16 protein-coding genes are annotated in these 21,688 nt (G+C 64.6%); 1 reads left to right on the top strand and 15 read right to left on the bottom strand.

The genetic code is table 11. The annotated features are described in order from the left end of the window. The 9 genes from ACNPP0_RS12325 to glmS form a co-directional block, all read right to left on the bottom strand. Positions 1–1,589, bottom strand: a 1,589-nt coding sequence (locus tag ACNPP0_RS12325) for a Vi polysaccharide transport protein VexE (RefSeq protein ID WP_448706040.1), incomplete at its 3' end; no start/stop codon positions are given. After that, positions 1,582–2,781: a KpsE/RkpR family capsule polysaccharide export protein gene (locus ACNPP0_RS12320; RefSeq protein ID WP_332608999.1), complete on the bottom strand. Its 1,200-nt coding sequence runs from the start codon at positions 2,779–2,781 to the stop codon at positions 1,582–1,584. The genes ACNPP0_RS12325 and ACNPP0_RS12320, both read right to left, overlap by 8 nt. Beyond that, complete coding sequence (locus ACNPP0_RS12315) at positions 2,735–3,451, bottom strand: P-loop NTPase family protein (protein ID WP_332609000.1); 717 nt, start codon at positions 3,449–3,451, stop codon at positions 2,735–2,737. Before ACNPP0_RS12315 ends, ACNPP0_RS12320 begins: the two co-directional genes overlap by 47 nt. A 9-nt stretch (positions 3,452–3,460) precedes the next feature. Next, a complete protein-coding gene (locus ACNPP0_RS12310; RefSeq protein ID WP_448706039.1) occupies positions 3,461–4,801 on the bottom strand; it encodes an ABC transporter permease in 1,341 nt (446 codons plus the stop codon). A gap of 7 nt (positions 4,802–4,808) precedes the next feature. Beyond that, the gene (locus tag ACNPP0_RS12305; RefSeq protein ID WP_332609002.1) at positions 4,809–5,966 is read right to left on the bottom strand and encodes a polysaccharide biosynthesis/export family protein; all 1,158 of its coding nucleotides are present in this window, start codon (positions 5,964–5,966) and stop codon (positions 4,809–4,811) included. A gap of 43 nt (positions 5,967–6,009) precedes the next feature. Further along, positions 6,010–8,073 (bottom strand): glycosyltransferase, encoded by a 2,064-nt coding sequence (locus ACNPP0_RS12300; RefSeq protein WP_448706038.1) that lies wholly within the window; start codon positions 8,071–8,073, stop codon positions 6,010–6,012. After that, positions 8,070–10,550 (bottom strand): hypothetical protein, encoded by a 2,481-nt coding sequence (locus tag ACNPP0_RS12295; RefSeq protein WP_448706037.1) that lies wholly within the window; start codon positions 10,548–10,550, stop codon positions 8,070–8,072. Before ACNPP0_RS12295 ends, ACNPP0_RS12300 begins: the two co-directional genes overlap by 4 nt. A 39-nt stretch (positions 10,551–10,589) precedes the next feature. Continuing rightward, complete coding sequence (locus tag ACNPP0_RS12290; protein ID WP_332609005.1) at positions 10,590–11,849, bottom strand: nucleotide sugar dehydrogenase; 1,260 nt, start codon at positions 11,847–11,849, stop codon at positions 10,590–10,592. Positions 11,850–12,426: 577 nt separating this feature from the next. Then, positions 12,427–14,259 (bottom strand): glutamine--fructose-6-phosphate transaminase (isomerizing), encoded by a 1,833-nt coding sequence (gene glmS, locus ACNPP0_RS12285; RefSeq protein ID WP_332609006.1) that lies wholly within the window; start codon positions 14,257–14,259, stop codon positions 12,427–12,429. Positions 14,260–14,409: 150 nt separating this feature from the next. On the opposite strand from glmS, the gene ACNPP0_RS12280 reads away from it, so the two are divergent. After that, complete coding sequence (locus ACNPP0_RS12280) at positions 14,410–14,910, top strand: Lrp/AsnC family transcriptional regulator (RefSeq protein WP_332609007.1); 501 nt, start codon at positions 14,410–14,412, stop codon at positions 14,908–14,910. Positions 14,911–15,040: 130 nt separating this feature from the next. Here the strand turns inward: ACNPP0_RS12280 and ACNPP0_RS12275 are convergent, their stop codons facing one another. From ACNPP0_RS12275 to ACNPP0_RS12250, 6 genes are all read right to left on the bottom strand, one after another. Beyond that, the gene (locus ACNPP0_RS12275; protein ID WP_332609008.1) at positions 15,041–16,099 is read right to left on the bottom strand and encodes a glycosyltransferase family 4 protein; all 1,059 of its coding nucleotides are present in this window, start codon (positions 16,097–16,099) and stop codon (positions 15,041–15,043) included. Next, positions 16,096–17,418 carry a UDP-glucose dehydrogenase family protein gene (locus tag ACNPP0_RS12270; protein WP_332609009.1) on the bottom strand — a complete coding sequence of 441 codons (1,323 nt, stop codon included), beginning with the start codon at positions 17,416–17,418 and terminating at the stop codon, positions 16,096–16,098. Before ACNPP0_RS12270 ends, ACNPP0_RS12275 begins: the two co-directional genes overlap by 4 nt. A gap of 101 nt (positions 17,419–17,519) precedes the next feature. Continuing rightward, entirely contained in the window at positions 17,520–18,950 is a 1,431-nt protein-coding gene (locus tag ACNPP0_RS12265) for an MFS transporter (protein WP_448706036.1), read from the bottom strand. Further along, positions 18,950–20,323 (bottom strand): bifunctional UDP-N-acetylglucosamine diphosphorylase/glucosamine-1-phosphate N-acetyltransferase GlmU, encoded by a 1,374-nt coding sequence (gene glmU / locus ACNPP0_RS12260; RefSeq protein WP_332609011.1) that lies wholly within the window; start codon positions 20,321–20,323, stop codon positions 18,950–18,952. The genes ACNPP0_RS12265 and glmU overlap by 1 nt, the downstream gene beginning before the upstream one ends. 66 nt (positions 20,324–20,389) lie before the next feature. Next, positions 20,390–21,223, bottom strand: a complete 834-nt coding sequence (locus ACNPP0_RS12255) for a PhaM family polyhydroxyalkanoate granule multifunctional regulatory protein (RefSeq protein ID WP_448706035.1) — start codon at positions 21,221–21,223, stop codon at positions 20,390–20,392. A 38-nt stretch (positions 21,224–21,261) separates the two neighbouring features. After that, a partial coding sequence (locus ACNPP0_RS12250) for a glycine zipper 2TM domain-containing protein (RefSeq protein ID WP_448706034.1) occupies positions 21,262–21,688 on the bottom strand: 427 nt, incomplete at its 5' end.

The following is a 21,688-nucleotide window of genomic DNA, read 5'->3' as shown; positions in this document are numbered from 1 at the left end:
CCCCCCCCGTCGATGGCCAGGCACAGCACGTAGCCCGAGTTGATGGCGCGCATGCAGGCCTTGGCCACTTGCGCCTCGGTTTGATCGGCGGTGGAAATCAAGGCCGTGGCATAGCTGCTTTGGGCCACCGTGGGCGCGGTGGCAAGCCAGCGGGACGGGATGCCCAGAAGCTCCAGCGCCATCAAGCCCGCATACATCGGCCCGACGTGCGCCGTCGCCACCACCACGCCCTTGCCGGCTGCCAGCAGCGGCGCGAAAAAGCGTTCACCCGTATCCAGTTCACCCAGCAACTGCATGGCCTCTTCGACATCGTCTTCGCGGCATTCCAGCCAGTCGAACAGCAGATGGTCGATCATGTGGCCCCAGCGCGCGCGGCGTTCCCAGTCCGCGCGATCCGCGTTGGCGTCGCCACGCAGCGACCAGGCCCAGTCCAGCCGCGCCTGCGGAATCGGCGCCATGTGCAGGCGCTGTTCCATCTGCGCCATGGCTTCCTGGAAGGTCTTGGGCAGGTTTGCGCTGCGTGTGGCGACGTACTGCGTGTACAGCGCCTCGGCCTCTTGCTTGCGGCCCGCCTGCGACAGCGCGCCGATGGCCGAGCGCTGCCAGATCAGCTTGTCGGGAGACTTTTCGACCAGCTTCAACATCTGCGCGGCGGCATCGTCGTACTGCAAGGTGTAGCGCAGCGCACGCGCATACAAGGCCCGCGTCTGCTCCAGCTCGGGCGCCAGTTCGATGGCCTGCGCCAACGGGGCCGCGGCTTCCTTGTAGCGGCCGGCTCGCAGCAGGGTTTCGCCGTACAGCGTCAACAAGCGCACGTCCGTCGGCGCGGCCGCCAGGCCGGCTTCAAAATGCGTCAACGCGTGCACCTTGCGGTCATCCTCGGTCGCACGCCGCAGGTGCGCCATGCCCAGCGATGCGCGCAACGGCGGGCAGTCGTGGCCCGCGCTCAATGCCTTGTCACCCAACTGGATGGCCGCCTCGGCGCGCTCGTCTTCCAGCAAGGCGCGCACCGCCATCGTGGCGACGCGTTCATTTTGCAACTGGTCCGGGTCCAGGCTGGCCGCGATGCCCGCCGCTTCGGCCGTGTCGCCGTTACGCGCAAAGGCCATCATCCAGGCATACGCTTCGGCGGGCTCGTCTCGCGCCAGGGACACCGTGGCGCGTGCGACCACGGCGGCTTCCGCCACGCGGCCGGCCTGCACGCGCAACTGGATGCGCGCGGCGTGCAAGGACGCGTTGGCGGGCTCGATGCCGGCCGCGGCGTCGGCTTCGGCAATCGCGCGGTCCCACTGCTTGGTGCGCCCCAGCAGGCTGGCCAGCAGACGGCGGTCATCGGCGCGGGCCGGGTACGCCGCAATCAGCGTTTCCAGCGCGGCGATGGCCGGCGTGAGCTTCGCTTCGCGCATCCAGGGCGCGACCAGCAGGCGTCGCACATCGCGCCAGCCCTCGTTCGTCTTTGCCAGCGCCGGGCCCAGCCGGGCCATCTGGCCGGCGGGTTCGTCCGCCGCCAGAATATCGCGGATGACTTCGCGCAGCTGCGTGGTGGCGTCGGCCTGGGCGCGACGTTCTTCAACGGCGGTATCAACCATGACGCAGCCCCCTCAACAATGCCATCGCCACGCGCGAAACAAACATCAGCACAAAGCCCAGCGCCAGCGCTTGCAGCAACAGGATGGCGGTGCGTGGGCTGCTGGGGCGGTCGGTGGGCACCGGCTGCGCGATGATGGACAGATAGCGTTGCAAGCGCAGCGCGTCCGTCATTGCCTGTTGGTACGACTGCTGCGCCAGTGTCAGGTTGGAATCGGCGAACGCCTGGGTGTTGCGCAACGCTTCATAGGATTTGAGCTGCTTGGCTTCGGCATTGCCGTCGCCGCTCAAGCGGCGGCGAACCGACGCAATGCGCTTTTGCAATGCCACCACTTGCATCTGGGCGGGCTTAAGCATGAAGTGATCCTTGTTTTCCAACGCGCGGATCTTGTCCAGATTGATCTGCGCACTGCTCAGCTCGGTTTCCAGCTGGCTGGACAGGTTCAACAGCATGGCCACCGTGGCCGTGGGGTCGATGTTGCCGTGCGTGGTGCGCCAGGCCGTCAAGGCTTCGCGCGCGGCCAGCGCCTTTTGCTCGGCCAACCTGACCGATTCTTCGCTGACCTTCAGCTTGTCGGCCACGCCCTTTTCGTTCATCGAACTGACGAATTCCTCGGCCAGGCCGATCAACGCCTTGGACAGCATCGCCGCGTCTTCCGGCGAGAACGCGCTGACGCGCAGCACGTCAATCTGCTCCAACGCGTTGAACGACACGTGCACCGCCGACTGATAGGCGCGGTACAGGTCGTCTTCGCTGGAGTCCTCGGCAAGATGGTTGAAGGGGTCGATGCCCGTGTGGATCAGGTACTGGCGCAGCCCGACTTTCTTGTCCAGCTGTTGCATGGCGTCGCGCGATTTCAGGAAATCGCTGACCGCCCAGCCGTCGACAAAGCCGCCCAGCATGCCGCCCATGTTGCCCGTGGTCAGCAGGCTTGCCGCGCCGCCTCCGCCGCCTTGCTGGCCGGAGCCGGACTGCACGAAGAAACGCGATTCCGCTTCGTAGCGCGGGGTGGCGACGAACATTACATAGACCAGCGCCAGCGCCACCGGCACGATGACGATGAACGCGTTGATCCAGCGATGGCGCCGGCGCTCGCGCAGCGCGGCCTGCCGTTCGCGACGGCGGCGTTCGATTTCAGAGCCGCCCTCAGATCCCGAGCTGGCTGTCCTCGAAGCCGCCTCCGAAGACGTCATCGCCGGTGCCGGAGTCGCTTCGAGATCGTCGCGGGGGGTATTTGCTGAGGCATTGGTCGAGGTCGTCTTCGATGCTGAGAGCGCTTCGTTCATAAATCAAGCCTTTGAGGCAGTAGTCCGCCATCTGGTTCTGGCGGTAGCTAGAGAGAATTAGGGTCCGGCCGATCAACCGCTCTTCGAACAGGGCCAGCCAGAGCCGGGTAAACCGGCAGGGTTCGAAAGGGATGGCCCCTTCGATCACGTAAACGTCGAACGCCGGCGCCAGCGCCAGGGCGAACGAGAATTCCTGCCGTGCGTAAAGCGGCCAATGTTCCATGGGTTTGGCCAGCACCTTGGGATCGCTGATCAGGTCGGCGACCAGTTCGTGCGTGGCCTCGACATCGATCTCGTACATCTCGCAGACGAAATCGATGACGGCAAGGCCATCGGCCTTGCCACGGATAAAGCCCTGCCGGCCGATCGCCCACGAGACATTGCCGTCGTGTTTGACGAAGCCCTGGCGCGGCGGCCGCAGGTTGCACAACACGTCGACAATCTGGCGGTGCATCTCGGGCGTATGCGACAGCAGGGCATAGCGCCCGACGGGTATGTCGAGCGTGGCGTTGGCCAGCAGCGGTTGCCGGCTGCCAAAGGCATAGGGTTCATCAGTGACGCCGTTCAGGTGAATCATCTGGCCCCCTTACATCGGCTGGACATTGGGGCGTGCAAGACGTTCGGCCGCCAGGGCAACCACCATCATGAACACCAATGCCGTCAGGAAATAGCCCAGGCTGGCATCGTGCGAATCGTAGGCCGCGAAATAAGCGGAACGTAGCAGTTGCATGCCGTGCGCGAATGGCGACCACAAGATCCACGGGCGCAGATGCTCGGGCAGCTGCTCCGACACGAAGAACACGCTGGAGAAGATCTGCAAGCCCCGTTCGATGACGGGCGCCAGCCGCAGGAAGAAGTGCCAGAAGGTCGCAATCGACCCGAACAGCACACCCATTGCCGACCCGCAGCAGCCCATCAGCACCACGAACAGAATAAAGCCCGCCCAACTTTCCGGCAGCGTGATCATCCCCAGCGCGTGACCCGCGCTGATCAGCACGGCGAACACCACCAGGTACACCGATACGTAGATCATCGCCTGCACCAGCGCGCACATCAGCGGTGTGACGCCCTGAAAGTTCAACAGCCCCCGGGCCGAAATATAGGCCGTGCTGCTTCGGAAAACGATCTGCCGGAACATGATCCATGTGGTGGCTCCCAACAGCGAAAACGTTTGCACGTCCATGCCAAGAATGAAGTGCGTGCCCATCAGGATGTACAGCGACGAAATCAACGTCAGCAGTACGACGGGGCCGACCAGCGCCCACAGCAGCGCGATGCGGCTTTCGCCGTGGATCACGCGCAGCTGATACACGAACAGCGCCATCAGCGTGCGCCCCACGGGCTGCCCACGGCCGGCGCTGCCCGGGTGGTGTCCTTCATGCAGCACCTGCAAGCGTTGCCGCAAGATCGCAAGATCCGCGGCTTCGCCCTGCGGCAATTCGATTTCCAGCGCGATGTCGTTGCGCGACGCATGGCGGCGCGCATCGCGCGCCTCGTCCTGCTTGCGGCGTTCGACGCGCCGCGCATGCGCCGCCGCCAGCCGTTCGTCTTCCGCGATCAACTTGGCGGGCATGTAGCCCGACGCGAAGACGTCCACACCCGCGCGGATGTCCGTTTCCAGCAGACGCACGATCAGGCGCAGCCGCCGCCGTGAAAAATCGGCCAGCGTCTCATCGACCTTGCTACGCGCAATCTCCGCATCCAGCTCGGCCTGCACCGCTTCGTACACTGCCCGGCGGGCGGCAACGGAGTCGTGCGGCTCGCCCAGCAGCCGCGCAAGCAATGGCTTGAGCAGCACGCTGGGCGTGGCCTTGGCTTCAAACCGCGCGGCCGGGTCCAGGCGCCACGCATCGACGCCCGACCCTACCGCGTAGTTACTGTCCTTGCGGCGGTTACGCCACCCTTTGATCCGATCCTCGTTACTCATCGACACGCTATTGGGTCACGCCGGAAGAGCTGGAGCCCGAATCGCTGTCGATCGCACGCGTGGCGCTGAAGCCGGCGCTCATGGTGACGCGGAAGGCTGACAACACCTTCTGCACCTGCGTGAACGGCGCATCGGAGATGTAGATGGCCTGCCCTTCATGCACGGTGAATTCACGCGCCAACGCCACCTGCTCGGGCCGCGTCAGGTCAAACTGATACACCACCGGCAGCATGTCCGGCTTGCCGGCGACACCGGCCTTGGCCGGCGTGAACAGGAATACGGAACGCGGGTCGGCCAGCTTGTCGTCCAGGCCGCGCGAATCGGCCAGCGCGTCCAGCACCGAGTAATTTCGCTTGCTGATCGCCACGCGCCCCTGGTTGCCCGCCGCGCCCAGCACGGTCAGGTATTCGCGCGAGTCGTAGGCGGTGATGACGTCACCCGGCCGCAGCAGGATGTCGTTGTTCTGATTGCGGTAGATGTCCGACAGGCGCACCGACGCCACCTGGTTGTCGCGGCGCAGGCTGATGACAAGCTGTTCGGGGTTGGTCTGCACCGGCGCGGCCTGCGCCAGCGCGCTGCTCAGGCGCTGGGCGGTCTGCGTGATCGGGTACATGCCGGGCTTGGTCAGGTTGCCCTGCACCGTCACCATCTGGCCGCGCGCGTCCGTCACGCGGGTGACGCTCACGTCGGCGCCCACGACCAGCTTGGCCAGGCGGCCGACGACGGAATCATGCAGCTGCGCCAGCGTCAGGCCTTCGGCGCGGAACTTGCCCAGGATGGGAAAATAGACGTTGCCCGAACGGTCGATCTCCTGGTTGCCCAGGTCGCTGACACCAGACGGGTCCGCCGCGAACACGCCCAGGCCACCGCGTTCCCACACGCGCACGTTGATGCCGTCACCGGGCACCAGGCGGTCGAATCCCGCTTGGGTCAGGTCGCGATAGCGCACGGGAAAGTCGGCCACGTCAGGCACCCTGCTGGCCTGCACCAGTTCACGCGAGGCGGGCATCACGATGACGTCCTTGTCGTCGTGTGCCCCCGTCATTTCGCTCAACATCGGACCGGAACGCGGCAGCTGGCATCCCGAAAGTGAAAGAGCGGCCAACACCAGCATGGCGAAGGCCGCGTTGCGCCGCAGGCCGAAAGCCGGGACGTTCATGTGCATAAAACCCTTCAATCTATTGGACTTCGGAAAGACTTGCCGCCGATCACGCAAGCATGCGCTGCATCTGCGGGAAGTCGATGCGTTCCTCGTTCTCCGAGACGGGCATGACGGGCACGCACAGGCTCAGGAACTTGGACAGCATCGCGTCGAGCGAAAACAGGTCTTGTGCCCGTTTGCGGCTCTGCGCCTTCAATGACTCGTTACTGCGCACCAGGTCGACCATCGACTCCACCTTGTCGCAGGCTTCTGTCATGTCGGGATGTTCGACGTCGCTGAGCAGATGCCCCGTTTCGTTTTCAACGAAGCACTCTCCTGCGCCACCGGCGGGTGTCGAAATCACCGGAACGCCCAACAACTGCGCTTCGATCAACACGTTCGGCAAGCCTTCATAGCGCGACAGCAGCACACTGGCGTCCATCTGCGAATACCAGTAGCCCACGTGATTGGACAAGCCCACCAGCAGCAGCCGGTCAACCACGCGCAGCTCTTCCGCCAGCGCGACGATGTTGTCGTGCAGGCGTCCATCGCCCACGATGACAAAGCGTGCCTGGGGTCGTCGCTTCAGGTACATCGCGGCCATCTTGATCCATAGCTGCGGCCGCTTGTCCGGCTCCAGCCGGAACACGCCGCCGACCGTCTCGGTGGCATCGGCGGTGGCTTGCTTGAAGGACTCCCACTTCTGCTCGTCGGTGGGCGAGGCGTTGGTGGCCAGGTCGGGCACGCCGTTGTACAGCACGTGGAAACGCACGACGGGAATGCCCAGCCACTGCGCGTACGCCTCGGCGGCGGTGCGGCTGTTGCTGACGAAGTACACACCCGGCACTTGTGCCAGCGCCTGGAACAGCTCGGGATACTCTTCGCGGAAGCGGTCCTTGCGGATGTTGGGCGGCAGACCGCGAAACACCAGGTGGATGGTCGGAACACCGGCAAGCAAAGCGGCCAGGGCACCGAACAGGCACGTACCGTCCTGCCACAGGCTGACGACGTCGAAGGGGTTGGCGCGCAGCACCGGGGCCAAGCGCGTCACACCGTAGTGCACGGGCGGGGGCAGCTGTTCCAGCATGCGGCCCAGGCGGCCGTCGGGCACGGACTGGTGCGCCACCGAAATGGCGGGCAGCTTGTTGATCTCGGTCACCGGGATCTGCGCTTGCACCAAAACCGGCAGGAAAAAGTCCAGCCCTTGCTTCTTCTTGGTCGAGCCCGCCGGTTCGGTGTGCTGCTTGACCATGACCTCGACCTTCTCGGGCCGCATCACGACGTCAGGCAGCTGCCGATCCGGCTGTGCCGCCATGCGCGTCAACTCGCCGGCAAGACGGGTCAACTGACGCTCGGCGCCGCCGGGGCCCAGGCTGCCCGTCACCAGGGCGACGGACACGGGCTTTTCCGGCGGTTGCTCGGCAATCTTGCGGTTGCGAAAGTGCAGGATGGCATGCTTCATCGACACGATGCGCACGTCCTTGCCCGCCAGGCCGCCTTCGGGCTCCAAGCCCTTGAAGAAAGCGTAATCGGCCGCCAGCGCGGTGGCCAGTTCCGCCGCCTTGCTGCCGGGCGCCAGGTGCGCGGCGACAGGGCGGATGGCTTCATACGCGTCCGCCAGCAAGCCGCGCTTGCGCAGCCGCTTGGCGAATTCGACGCGGATATTGCGATCCGTGTGCTCAAGGATCAGCCGACGGAACAACTGGTCAGACTGCTCGTGCGCGCGGATGTCGCTAAGCAGCTTGGCGCGCGAGAACAGCCGCGACGGATTCTCGGACGAGGCCGGCAGATGCCGGTCGACCAGGGACAAGGCCTCGTCCAGATGCCGTTCCTTGACCAGTCGCGTCGCGCAATAACGGACGATCTGAAGGTCGTCGGGGCATTCTTGAAGCAAGGTTGCCCACTGCTCGGCCATGCCTTCGTTCAAGCCCGCCGATTCCTTCAGCCGAAGCAACAGGAAGCGGACCTTGGAATCTTCCAGATGATCGCGCGCCAACGCTTCGGCGCGCGCCAGGTTTTCTTGTGCGACCTGGACCCGCACCGACGCCGTGACGATCTCCTCCAACTGGGCATGCACCCATTGGAGATCGGACGAAACGTCCGCCCGTTCGGTAGTCAGTGGTGGGTTCATGCTGCCTTCCTTCGATTAGCCTTTTCGATCCACACCAGGCAACGATCGATGTAGTGATCGAATTGCGTGGGGTTATCGGACAGTTCGCGAAGGCGGCGCCAGTACGGCAGGGCCTGTTCGAAACGATGCAAACGCATGGCGCCGACGGCGGCCAGGCGCAGGCCGATGGCGTCGGTGGGCACCAGTTCCACGATGCGTTCGCCCAGCGCCAGGCGCTCGGTGGTGCTGGCCGGATCCAGCGCGCGCGCTTCGGCGTACAGCACGGCGATGATGCGGCGCTTTTCGTGCTCGACTTCCGTCATCTGCGGCCACGACTGGGCGACGCGTTCCAGCAGGTTCCACGCGGCGCGATGATCGCCGGCGGCCAGCAGTTCGCGGGCGCCGCGAATGGCGCGCGGGCCGAGCCTGCCCAGTTGGCGTTCGGCTTCGTCCTTGGCGCCTTGGTCGGCCGAGGCGTTGGCCAGCACCGCCTGGTAGGCGTCGATGGCTTCACCGAACCAGCCGCCGTTGAAGGCCACGCGGGCAAAGTACAGCTGCGTGCTCAAGGGCGCGGCCTTGTCGGCGGCGGCCTGTTCCAGATGGCGCATGGCGGTTTGCTTGTCGCCCAGCGCATCGGCGGCGCGGCCACGCATCGTGTCCAGCTCGGGGAAATCAAGCTGCGTGTCCAACGCGACGTCGGTCAGGTCGATCACTTCTTTGTGGTTGCCGGCCAGCAGCGCGGCGCGCACGCCAAGACGCATCGCCCGTTCGAACGCGCGCTGCGCGCGCACGGCGGTCAGGGCGTCGGGGTTGAGCAGGCGGTGTGCGCAGATGCGTTCGGCGGCGTCACGCAGACGACCGTCTTCCAGTGCGCGAGTACCTTCCTCGGCCCATGCGGTGGACTGCGATTGCAGCCAGGCGCTGATGTCTTCGTGCTGGCTGTTCGCCAGGCCGCAAGAGGCGGCCAGCGCGGCGGCGGCCATGATGCAACCGCGCCACGAGGCTTCCTTGACCAGTTCCAGCGCGTCCACGTCTTCCAACGCGGGCGATTCGGCTGCCAGGGCGCGCAGGCCGGCGCGGTCACCAGCCAACAGGCGGTCACGCCACAGCACGGCAAAGCCTCGGCCATACGTCGGGATGGCTTCGCGCACTTCATTGACCCAGCGAATCACGGCTTCCATGTCGCCGCTGGTCTGCAACAGCGACAGCACCGTGTCGGCCGCTTCCAGCGCGGTGGCGTCGGTGGGCGAGGAGATGCGGAACAGCTGCTTCCAGTTGCCCAGCGACTCGTCCACGTAACCCAGCTGGCCGGCGGAAACCGCCGCGATGCGCACGATTTCAGGGGTTTCGATTTCGTCGCCCAGCAGGCCGGCGGCAAGCGAGTACGCCAGGTCGTGACGGCCCAGCTTGAAGTGGTTGCGCATCAGGATCTGTTCGGCCTTGCTGCCGGTGGCCAGGGCGCCGTCGGCGCTGCCCAGCAGCGCGAGCGAGCCTTCGTAGTCGCCCAGTTCTTCCTGGATGCGTGCAAACAGCAGCGTGTGCTCGGGCAGGCCGGGGTGGCGACGCAGCACGTCGCGCACGCGGCGCGATGCTTCGCGCAGGTCGCCGGCGTCCCAGATCTTTTCGATGCGCTCGGCGCTGTCGTCGGCGCCCAGCTTGGGCACGGCCACCTGCGTGGTGGACGCGCTCATGCGCGGACGCATGTAGTTCTTGAACCATTCGTGGCACAGGCGTTCTGCGAAGACCTGCGTGTAGTGCGTCAGGTCCAGCCCACCGTCTTCCATCGCCTCGGCCTGGCCGATCTTGCTCATCAGCGGCGTGGGGTCGTAGCACGGCACGCCGATGTGCTGCGCGCTGGCGGCCACCGTGGCGATCAGCTGCGCGCGTTGTTCGATCGGCACGTTGTCCGGCGTAAGCGCGTTGACGTGGGTGACGAACACCACCTTTTCATGGCCCAGCAGCGCGACCAGCTCGCGCATTTCGGCTTCGATTTCTTCATCGGTCTGGTCGCGCTTGACGATGCGCGACAACAGTTCCTGGTCTTCGCGCGACAGGCTCTTGAAGACCGCGTCCTGGTCCAGCTGCGCACGGCGTTCGGCAAGCCGATCGGTGCTGGCAAGCTGCCAGAACATCCGGGTGCGCGCGCGGTCGGCGAAGAACTCGCTGAAGTAGCGAACCAGGTAGTTCGATTGAATGGGATGGCCGTCGATGGTCAGCAGCTTGCGCGAAGACAGCTCAACCATGTACAGGTCAGCCGGCTTATGCGTGCCACGGCGAGCTTGCTCGCCATTGGACGGGCGGAAGATCAGGCGCTGTACGTCGGCCGGAATGTCGGCCTGGCCGAACATGAAGCGCGCCTGTTGCAGCGCCTCGGCGCTGGTGTGCACAAAACCGTAGTTGCGCCCGAGTTGCAGCTTGATCGGGTAGCGTCCCACGGCATCGCGCAGCGGCGTATGGATCCGGCAGGTGCCGATCGGAGCGATAGTAAATGCAGTCATCCAGGGTCTCTCCTGTAGTGATGGATAGCGAGCCTGAACTTAAAGAGTCCAGTACAAGAGGTCGGGGGCAAGGCGTTTGCTATCCAGCACCGACTTCAAGTCGCACACCATGCCTCCGCTGTTGACCAGGCCGGGGATGTCTTCCCAGATGGTCTCCATGGTTTCGCGGTGGGGCACCGCGAGAATCAACACGTCCATGCCGCCGAATTCCGCGCGGGGGACGAGCTTGATGCCGTATTCGTGTTCCATCTGCTCGGGGTCGACCATCGGGTCGCAGGCCACCGGCGTGATGCCGTAGCTGCCCAGCGCCTTGTACAGATCGACGACCTTCGAGTTCCGGATGTCGGGAACGTTTTCCTTGAACGTCATGCCCAGGATGCCAACGCGGGTGGACGCATTCAGGCGACCATTGCGGGCCAGCGTCTGCACGATGCGTTGCGCGACGTGGTTGGCCATGCCGTCGTTGATGCGGCGGCCCGACAGGATCACTTCGGGGTGGTAACCCAGTTCCTGCGCCTTGGACGTCAGGTAGTACGGATCCACGCCGATGCAGTGCCCGCCCACCAGACCGGGCGAGAACTTCAGGAAGTTCCACTTGGTGCCGGCGGCGTTCAAGACTTCCGAGGTACGGATGCCGACCAGATCGCAGATCTTGGACATCTCGTTCATCAACGCGATGTTGATGTCGCGCTGGGTGTTTTCCAGCACCTTCGCGGCTTCGGCCACTTTGATGGACGAGGCGCGGTGCACGCCGGCGTCAATGATCTTCTCGTACACGCCGGCAATGATTTCCAGCGACGCTTCATCCTGGCCGGACACGATCTTGACGATCTTTTCCAGCGGATGCTCGCGGTCGCCCGGGTTGATGCGTTCGGGGCTGTAGCCCAGCTTGAAATCGATGCCGCAGCGCAGGCCGGACACTTTTTCCAGCTCGGGGCCGCAGATTTCCTCGGTGGCGCCGGGGTGGACGGTGGATTCAAACACCACGATGCAGCCCGGGCGCAGCACGGGTCCGATGGACTGGCATGCGCGCACCAGCAAGGAAAAATCGGGGTTGTTCTTTTCGTCGACGGGCGTGGGAACGGCAACCACGAAAAAGTCGCACCCTTCCAGTTCAGAGATCTGGTCGGTAAAGGTCATGGCAGAGGCACGCAGGGCGTCGTCTTCTATCTCGCCGGTCCAGTCGTGTCCCTCTTTCAGTCGTGCGATTCTCCGCTTATCCACATCAAAGCCGATGACATCAAAGCGCTTGGAAAATGCGACTGCTACGGGCAGGCCGACATATCCAAGGCCACACACTGCGATTCTCTTTACCACGGGGGCCTCACTGTTTTCGTCGTGTCGTGGACACTAGAAATCGACGCCCGAGGACACGTATTCGATTCAAAATCGATATACGACTGTCCCCACTGGGCGGACTTATTGCTTAAGGAAAGTTACGGCTCGAAACGTATACAAACCCGTTTCTTGATGAGCCAACGAATCGTAGATGCGGCCGACAGCAATATTCTTTCTAAAAATTTTTATTGCTGTGGAAATGAGTCAGGGTGCCCGTAATAAACCCCGGGATTTCCCTCAAATAATTACATTCATTACACAAACCGCAACACAGGATGGTCGGGCACTTGTTAATGAATATTAAAAAGCGTATTTCTTATTCTTGTTTAACCATACTGAAAAACATAATACCCGTTCAGCCGGGATTTATTAATAGCCTAAAGCAATAATTCCATATTGCAAAATCGTGGTGTACATGCCAGTCATAATCGCCTGGATAATGCGCCTGGAATCACCCTGTTCAAAAGCACTTGGCCCACCGCATACGGTGGGCCAAGTGCTTGATATGAAAGACGAACCTGAAAGACGACCCGACCGGTTATTCCACCGTGACGCTCTTGGCCAGGTTACGCGGCTTGTCCACGTCGGTGCCGCGCGCGCATGCCGTGTGGTACGACAGCAGTTGCAGCGGGATCGTGTGCAGGATGGGCGACAGCTTGCCGTAGTTTTCCGGCATGCGGATCACGTGCATGCCTTCGGCGCTTTGGATCTTGCTGTCGGCATCGGCGAACACATACAGCTCGCCGCCACGCGCCCGCACTTCCTGCATGTTGGACTTCAGCTTTTCAAGCAGCTCGTCCTTGGGCGCGATAGTGACGACGGGCATGTGCTCGGTCACCAGGGCCAGCGGGCCGTGCTTGAGTTCGCCGGCCGGGTAGGCTTCGGCGTGGATGTAGCTGATTTCCTTGAGCTTCAACGCGCCTTCCAGCGCGATCGGATAGTGCATGCCGCGGCCCAGGAACAAGGCGTTTTCCTTGGACGCAAAGCGGTCGGCCCACGCCATGATCTGCGGTTCCAGCGCCAGCACCGAACCGATGGCCACCGGCAGGTGACGCAGCGCCTTCAGGTGGTCGGCTTCTTGCTCGTCGCTGAGGTGGCCGCGCACTTGCGCCAGCGCCAGCGTCAACAGGAACAGCGCGGTCAGCTGCGTGGTGAAGGCCTTGGTCGAGGCCACGCCGATTTCAACACCGGCGCGCGTGATGTACGACAGCTTGCACTCGCGCACCATGGCGCTGGTGGACACGTTGCAGATGGTCAGCGTCTTGTCCATGCCCAGCGATCGCGCGTGCTTGAGCGCGGCCAGCGTGTCGGCGGTTTCGCCCGACTGCGAAATCGTGACGACCAGCGAACGCGGGTTCGGCACGCTGTCGCGGTAGCGGTATTCGCTGGCGATTTCCACGGCCACCGGGATCTTGGCAATGGACTCGATCCAGTACTTGGCGGTCAGGCCGGCGTAGTAGCTGGTGCCGCAAGCCAGGATCAGCAGCGAATCGATGTCTTTGAAGATCTTGTAGGCATCGTCGCCAAACAGCTCGGGCGTGATCGATTCGATGTCTTGCAGCGTATCGCCCACGGCGCGCGGCTGTTCGAAGATCTCCTTTTGCATGTAGTGGCGGTACGGGCCGAGTTCGGCGGCGCCCGTGTGCACGTGCACGGTGTGCACCTCGCGGTCCACGTTCTTGCCGTTGGCGTCCACAATCCACACGCGCGACAGTTGCAGGTCGACAACGTCTCCATCTTCCAGATAGATGATCTGGTCCGTGGTGCCGGCCAGCGCCAGCGCGTCGGACGCCAGGAAGTTCTCGTTCTGGCCCACGCCCACCACCAGCGGCGAGCCCTGGCGAGCGCCCACGACGCGATGCGGTTCGTCGCGGCAGAACACGGCAATGGCGTAGGCGCCATGCAGGCGGCGCACGGCATTTTGCACGGCTTCGAACAGGTCGCCCGCGTACAGGTGGTTCACCAGGTGCGCGATGACTTCGGTGTCGGTCTGGCTTTCGAACACATAGCCGACGGCTTGCAGTTCGGCTCGCAGTTCGTCGTGGTTTTCGATGATGCCGTTGTGCACCAGCGCAATACGGGGCTCTTCGTTGCCCAGGTGCGAAAAGTGCGGGTGGGCGTTGTGCGTGGCGGGCACGCCGTGCGTTGCCCAGCGCGTGTGCGCAATACCGGTAAAGCCCTGGACCTTGTCCTGGGCAACCTGGTCGGCCAGCTCGGCAACGCGCTGCGTGCTGCGCGTGCGGCGCAGATGGCCGTCGGCATACACGGCGACGCCGCAAGAGTCGTAGCCGCGATATTCCAGCCGCTTCAGACCTTCAACCAGGATAGGGGTGATGTCGCGCTGGGCGACGGCGCCAACAATGCCGCACATAGGAAAACTCCACTTAAGTTCGGGTACCGACGCATTGTGCGCGAGGCGCGAAGAAATATGATTTCTTAATATGCCATCGTCTGGAATTTAATTTACTTACGTATTTGTGATTAAATTATCTTTCGTCAGAACTATGTTTTTGAATTAATCATGCAAAATCAACCGCCGAACCCCGCTTTGCCGCAGCCGGAGCTGGACGACCTGGACCTGCGTATTCTTGAGCAGCTTCAACTGGACAGTTCACTGACGAATCAGGACCTGGCCGCGCGGGTGCATGCGTCGCCCCCCACGTGTCTGCGCCGGGTGCGACGCCTGGTGGATGAAGGCGTCATTGCCCGCCAAGTCGCCATCCTGGCGGCCGAGAAGCTGGGCAGCACGTTGACCGCCATCGTCGAAATCACCCTGGACGTCCAGGCCGCCGAAAGCCTGGACGCATTCGAGCAAAGCATGCTGACCGAACCCGCCGTCTTGCAGTGCTACCGGGTATCCCCCGGACCGGATTTCGTGGTGATCGCCCAGGTGAAAGACATGCCCGCCTACCACGCGCTGGTCCACCGCGCGTTCACCGCCCAGGCGAACGTACGCAACGTGCGCACGTTCTTTTCGGTGCACCGGGCAAAATTCGAAACGCGGATTGATGTCAGGGGGTGAAGCGGCATCGGCGCGGACGCCATGTTGTCCCCCAATGCTTCCCGGGCGCTTTTAGCCAGCTTGTTCATAGAGTTGGAGCCCGAGTTTATCGGTCGAGCCAGCTACGAAGCCGGCGTCCGCCTGCAAGAGACTAGGCCCGACCCAATAAGCGCTCGAACTGCGCCAGATAGCGGTTGCCCATCTTTTGAACGTCGTGTTCGCTTTTCACGTACTCGTACGCGCGTTGCGTGACGTCTTGGCGGAAGGCGGCGTCATCCAGGCAGCGGGCCATGCCGGCGGCCATGGCCTGGTGGTCGCCCACGGCCACCAGCACGCCGCGGCCGTCAGCCAGGCTTTCCTTCAGGCCGCCGGCATCGGTGGACACCACCGGCACGTGCTGCAAGAAGGCGTCCAGCACGCTGCTGCCCAGCGCTTCTTCTTCGGAGCTCATGACGAAGACGTCAAGGATGCTGTAGAAGTCTTCGACGCCCTTGCGAAAGCCCGCAAAGCGGTAGACGTCTTCGATGCCCAGTTGGCGGGCTTCGTCCTTGGCCTGCTGTTCGCGGTCGCCGCCGGCGCCGAAGTGCAGGAAGACGAAATCGCGGCGGGTCTTGGCCAACTCGCCCACGGCGCGCACGAGCGTCACGGGGTCCTTGTCGCGGATCAGCGCGGCTGACGTGGCCATGACCTTCTTGCCGGTCAGGTCGAATTCACGCACCAGGTTGGCAACGTTGTCGGCGTTGATGGCGTGCGGTTCGACCGCGCTGCGGATGATGACGGGCTCAATGCCCAGGCGGCGCGGTTCGCTGGCGGCCATCTCGCTGATGGCCACGAACAGGTCGGCGTGGCGCCACTTGAAACCGGTTTTCCATTCGTCGCCGGGCTTGACCACGAACGACGTGCGCCGCGAGAACACCACGCGGCGGCGATGCAGCCATTTGGTCAGCACGGCCCACGTAATGGTGTTGGCGGTTTGCGCGTGGATGATGTCATAGCGGCCCGCGCCGGCCAGGAACGCCAGCTGCCCCGGCACGTTGCGCCGCGTATGCGCCACAAACCCTTCTTGCCGCGCGCGTTCCGCCAACGGGGCGCCTTCCCGGCACATCACTTCGACATCGTGGCCGGCCTTGCGAAACGCGCGCATGCAATACAGCGTCTGCCGTTCGCCGCCACGCCAGCCTTTTTCGAAGTTCAGTTGCAGAATCTTCATGCGCGTCCGATGCCGGAATACTCAAAGCCCATGCCGCGCACGTCGGCCGGCGTGTAGAGGTTGCGGCCGTCGATGATCAGCGGCGTTTTCAACAGGGCCTTCACGCGGTCGAAGTCCGGGGCGCGGAAGACTTTCCATTCCGTGGCGATCAGCAGCGCGTCGGCGCCGTCCAGCGCGTCGTACATATCGGTGGCGAAACTGATGCCGGGCTGGCCGACCATCACGCGCGCGGCCTCGTGCATGGCGACCGGGTCGTAGGCGCGAACTTCAGCGCCGCGCCGGGTCAGTTCGGCGATGACCGTCAGGCTGGGCGCCTCGCGCATGTCGTCGGTGTTGGGCTTGAAGGACAGGCCCCACAACGCGATTCTGCGGCCGCGCAGGTCTTCGCCATAGCGCGCAACCAGTTTTTCGGACAGGCGGAATTTCTGCGCATGGTTGGCGGCTTCGGCCGCTTCGATGACGCGCATGGGCAGTGCATTTTCGGCGGCCGTATTGACCAGCGCCTGCACGTCTTTCGGAAAGCAAGAGCCGCCATAGCCGGCGCCCGGGTACAGGAAGTGGTAACCGATGCGCGGGTCGGCGCCGATGCCACGGCGCACCTGCTCGATGTCGGCGCCCAGCGCTTCGGCCAGGTTCGCCATCTCGTTCATGAACGAGATGCGCGTGGCCAGCATGGCGTTGGCGGCGTACTTGGTCAGCTCGGCCGAACGCACGTCCATCACCATCAGGCGGTCGTGCGTGCGCTGGAAGGGCTCGTAGATGCGGCGCATGACGCCGACGGTGTAGTCGTCGTCGGCGCCGACGATCACGCGGTCGGGACTCATGAAGTCATTGATGGCCGCGCCTTCCTTCAGGAATTCGGGGTTGGACGCCACGCTGAAGGGGATGTCGACGCCGCGCGCGTCCAATTCCTTGGCCACCACGGCGCGCACCTTGTCGGCGGTGCCCACCGGCACGGTGGACTTGTCCACGATCAGCTTGCGCGACGTCATGTGACGGGCGATGTTCTGCGCGGCGGCCAGCACGTACTTCAGGTCGGCCGAGCCGTCTTCGCCGGGCGGGGTGCCCACGGCGATGAACTGCACGTCGCCAAAGGCCACGCTCTGCGCGACGTCGTCCGTGAATTGCAAGCGGCCCGCCTGCACGTTGCGGCGGACCAGGTCTTCCAGGCCGGGCTCGTAGATCGGGATGCCACCCTGGCGCAGGAGGGCGATTTTTGCCTCGTCCAGGTCCAGACACATGACGTCGTTGCCCATGTCGGCCAGGCACGCTCCCGACACCAACCCAACGTAACCGGTACCCACGACCGTGATTTTCATGCCTGCACGCCTTCAAATAAGGAATTTCGCGCGCCTGGCAAAGGGAAGCAGGCGCCGGCCGCCATTATAGAAGCGGCCGGGACCCAGGGGCGCAACGGCCGCTAGGCACGCAGTTTGTTGAACCGCACCGTATTCACCACGACCGCCAGCGCGGCGCAAATGGTGCCCAGCACCAACGCCAGCCCGGGGCCATGCGCCAGGCTGACGCTGAAGGCGATGGCCACCAGCGCGGTACCGAAACTTTGGCCAAACACGCGCGTGGTGGCCTGCAAGCCGCCCGCCGCGCCGCTGCGCGAGCGGGGCGCGGCCGACAGCATGGCGCGGTTGTTCGGGGTCTGGAAGAAGCCGAAGCCGACGCCCGCCACGAACATGCCCGCCACGATGGGCCAGTTGGACACCGTGGCCGGCAACAAGGTCAGCCACAGCATGCCGATCACCATCGTCGCCGCCCCCACGCCGCTTAGGGTTGCGGCCGAGTAGCGGTCGGACAGGCGGCCCGCCAGCGGGGCGATGATGGCCGTGCCCACGGGCCAGGCGCCCATCAACATGCCCACTTCCAGATAGGGCCGGCCCAGCACCTGCTGGAAATAGAACGGCAGCGATACATACGACGCCATCTGCGCGGCGAACGTGCAGGCGGACACCCCCACGGCAAAGGCCAGCGGCCGGATGCGCAGCAGGTCCACCGGCACCAGCGGCGCCGGCTGCTTGCGCGCGCGGCGCACCAGCACCAGACCCGCCACGGACGCGATGGCCACCAGGCCGATACCGCGCAGCAGATCCTGCCCCATCATGTCGACGCCCGAAATGAAGACGCCCAGCGTCGCCATGCACAGCAAGGCGCTGATCCAGTCCAGCTTCACATCGTTGCGCGGCACTTCGGGCAGGTGGCGCAGGCCGAACATGGCCAGCACGCAGATCGGAAGATTGACGGCGAAGATCCAGGGCCACGGCGCCACCGACAGGATGGCGGACCCGATGGTGGGACCCAGCACCGACATCACGGCCACCGTGGTGGCGTTGATGCTGATGCCCCGGCCCAGCATGTGCAGCGGATAGATGTTGCGCACCAGGCCGCCGAACATGCACATCAGCGTGGCGGCGCCCACGCCCTGGAACACGCGCGCGGCGGTCAGCTGCCACAGCGTGCCGGCCAGCGCACAGCCCAGCGATGCCAGCGTGAACAGGATCAGGCCAAAGGTGAACATGCGGCGAAAGCCGATGCGTTCGGCCAGCGCCGACAGCGGCAGCAGCGCCATCACCACCGCCAGGTTGTAGGCGTTGACGATCCACACGGCCTGCGCCGGCGAGGCGTTCAGGTCGACGGAAATCGTGGGCAAGGCCACGTTGGCGATGGTGGTGTCCAGCACTGACAGGCTGATCCCTGTCATGACGGTGGCGGCCGCCCAGTACCGACGCGGCGCCGGCAGGCCGTCGGGCAGCGCGCTTTTTGTGCTGCTGTTGGCGCTGCCGTTGGAAGCGCCCCGGGGGCCGGCCGAGGCGCTGTCCGGGGCAGGGTCTTTCTGCGCCATCACGACTTCTTCGCGGGACGCTGCCAACCCTCAACGGTAAGCTGCTTGGCGCGCGAGACGGTCAGCTTGTCGGCCGGCGCATCGCGGGTAAGCGTGGTGCCGGCACCCAGCGTTGCGCCACGGCCGACGCGCACCGGGGCCACCAGTTGCGTGTCCGAGCCGATGAAGGCGTCGTCTTCGATGACGGTGCGGTGCTTGTTCACGCCGTCGTAGTTGCAGGTGATGGTGCCCGCGCCCACGTTGACGCGTTCGCCGATGTCGGCATCGCCGATGTAGGCCAGGTGGTTGGCCTTGCTGTCGGCACCCAGCACGCTCTTTTTGATTTCGACGAAGTTGCCCACGTGGCTGCGGTCGCCCAATTCGGCGCCCGGACGCAGGCGGGCATACGGGCCAACGCGCGCATCGCGGCCCACTTCGGCCTGCTGCAAATGGCTGAACGCCTCGATCTGCGTGCCCGCGCCGACGCTGACGTCGCGCAATACGCAATGCGGGCCCACACGCACGCCGTCCGCCAGCGTGACGTTGCCTTCGAATACGCAGCCCACGTCGATGAACACGTCGCGCCCGCAAGACAGCGTGCCGCGCACGTCGAATCGGGCGGGGTCGGCCAGCGTGACGCCGGCTTCAAGCTGGCGGCGGGCCTGCTCGCCCTGCCAGCGGCGTTCCAGTTCGGCTTGCTGCACGCGGCTGTTCACGCCCAGCGTTTCCCAGCCGGCGCCCGGTTGCGCCGCGCCCACGGGCACGCCATCGGCCACGGCCAGACCCACCACGTCGGTCAGGTAGTACTCGCCTTGCGCGTTCTTGTTGTCGATGCGGGTCAGCCAGTCTTTCAGCTTGGCGGTCGGCGCGGTCAGGATGCCGGTGTTCACTTCCTTGATGGCATGTTCAGCTTCCGACGCGTCCTTGTGTTCGACGATGCGACACACGTTGCCTTTGTCATCGCGCACGATGCGGCCATAGCCGGTGGAATCGTCCAGCACTTCGGTCAGAACGGCGGCGCCCGCGCCGCGCGCATCCAGCAGGCGTTGCAGCGTGTCGGGCTGCACCAGCGGCACGTCGCCGTACAGCACCAGCGTCACGTCGTCCTTGCCACTGCCTTCCTGAAGCAGCGGCACCGCCTGCTGCACGGCGTGGCCGGTGCCTTGCTGCGGTTGCTGCAACACGAAGTGCAGATCCGGCTGGCCCTCAAAGTCCTGTTTGACGCGGTCCGCGCCGTGGCCCACCACAACGATGATGCGCGCGGGCTTCAATTGCCGCGCACTGTCCAGCACATGAGCCAGCATGGGTTTGCCGGCCAGCGTGTGCAGCACTTTGGGCAGGTTGGACTGCATGCGTTTGCCCAGTCCGGCGGCGAGGATCACTACATTAAGCATAGGTTCAGATAGGTTAAGAGACGGCGCAAACGGCCTTGCGGCCGATGCGAGTCGATTGGAAGGAGATCAGGGCTTGCCGTCGGCAGGCCCGGTTTTCTTGGATGCCCGAGGAGCGGTCTTGGCGGCGCTCTTCGAAGCGGACTTGGCCGCGGTCTTGCGGGCGGCGGGCTTGGAAGCCTTGGGCTCGGACTTGGCGGCGGCCTTGGTGTCCTTGGGTTTGGTTTGGCTGGCGTCGTCACCGGCCGTCGGCGCGGCGGGGTTGGTCGGCATGGACGCGGCGGTGGCGGCGGCGATCTGGTTGAACTGCTGCTGTAGCAGATCCCACCAGGCCTTGGACGCGGATTGGGCGGCGGCGCCCATCTGTTCGGTCATTCCCGGCCCGGCCGATTCGGACGCGTGGGTGGCGTTGGTGGCGTCCGCGGCGGCATCCGCGGGCGGGGCATCTTGAGGCTTGTCGTCACGCGCGCTGAATGCGGACGACGATGCCGGCTTGGCGGCGGACTTCGGCGCGGGCTTCAAACCCAGCACCACTTCCAGCGGCGAGGCCGCGCCGCTATCGCGCACGGCGTTCATGTCCATGCTGGCGGCGCTGTCCACAAACGCGCGCAGCGTGCTGATGGTGGATCGCTGCACTTCCATGCCCTGGATGGTGGAGGACAGCATCGACAGGTTCATGCGCAGCCAGTTCTCGACCGAGCGCAGTTCAGCGATACGGCGGTCCAGGTCTTCAAGATTCATGGGAGGCGCCATCGGCAAGCTGCTGGCCAGCCCACCCGGGCCGGTCAACCCCGCCCAGGCCTGGCGCATCATTTCCATGCTTGCCAGCAAGGGGTTGCCCGACAGATCGGAATTCTGTCCCATGCCAGGAAGGACGAACGGGTTCGTGAATTGGTCGCTCATGCCAGGTCTCCCCAAAGACTATTGCCGCCGGCCGCGGGTTACCCGGGCAGCAGCTGGTTGTTTTCCACACGCACGTGGTCGCCGGACGCAAAGGCAAACGGTTGCGCGCTGCGAAACTGGCGCGCACTGCCGTCGCTCATGCGGACCGTCAGCTCATAGTGCGTCACCGTTTGTTGCTGTCTGATATTACGCTCAACTTCGCGGCCTGCCAAAGCACCGCCCACAGCGCCAAGCACCGTCAGCGCCGTCTTGCCGTTGCCTCCGCCAAATTGATTACCCACTACGCCGCCCACCACGCCGCCACCAATGGTGCCGACCAGATTGCTGCTGTTGTCCTTGACCGGCACCTGCACCTGGCGGATGGTTTCCACCACGCCGCAGCTCTGGCAGGCCTGCTGCGCCGGGGCGGGCGCGGGTGCGCGGGGAGCCGAGGCGGACGCCGGGCGGGCCTGCTGCGTCGCGGGT

It is taken from the genome of Achromobacter semiaridum (genome assembly GCF_053543755.1).
Note: the sequence above shows the minus strand (reverse complement) of the source record. Positions and strands in the feature narration are given on the sequence as shown.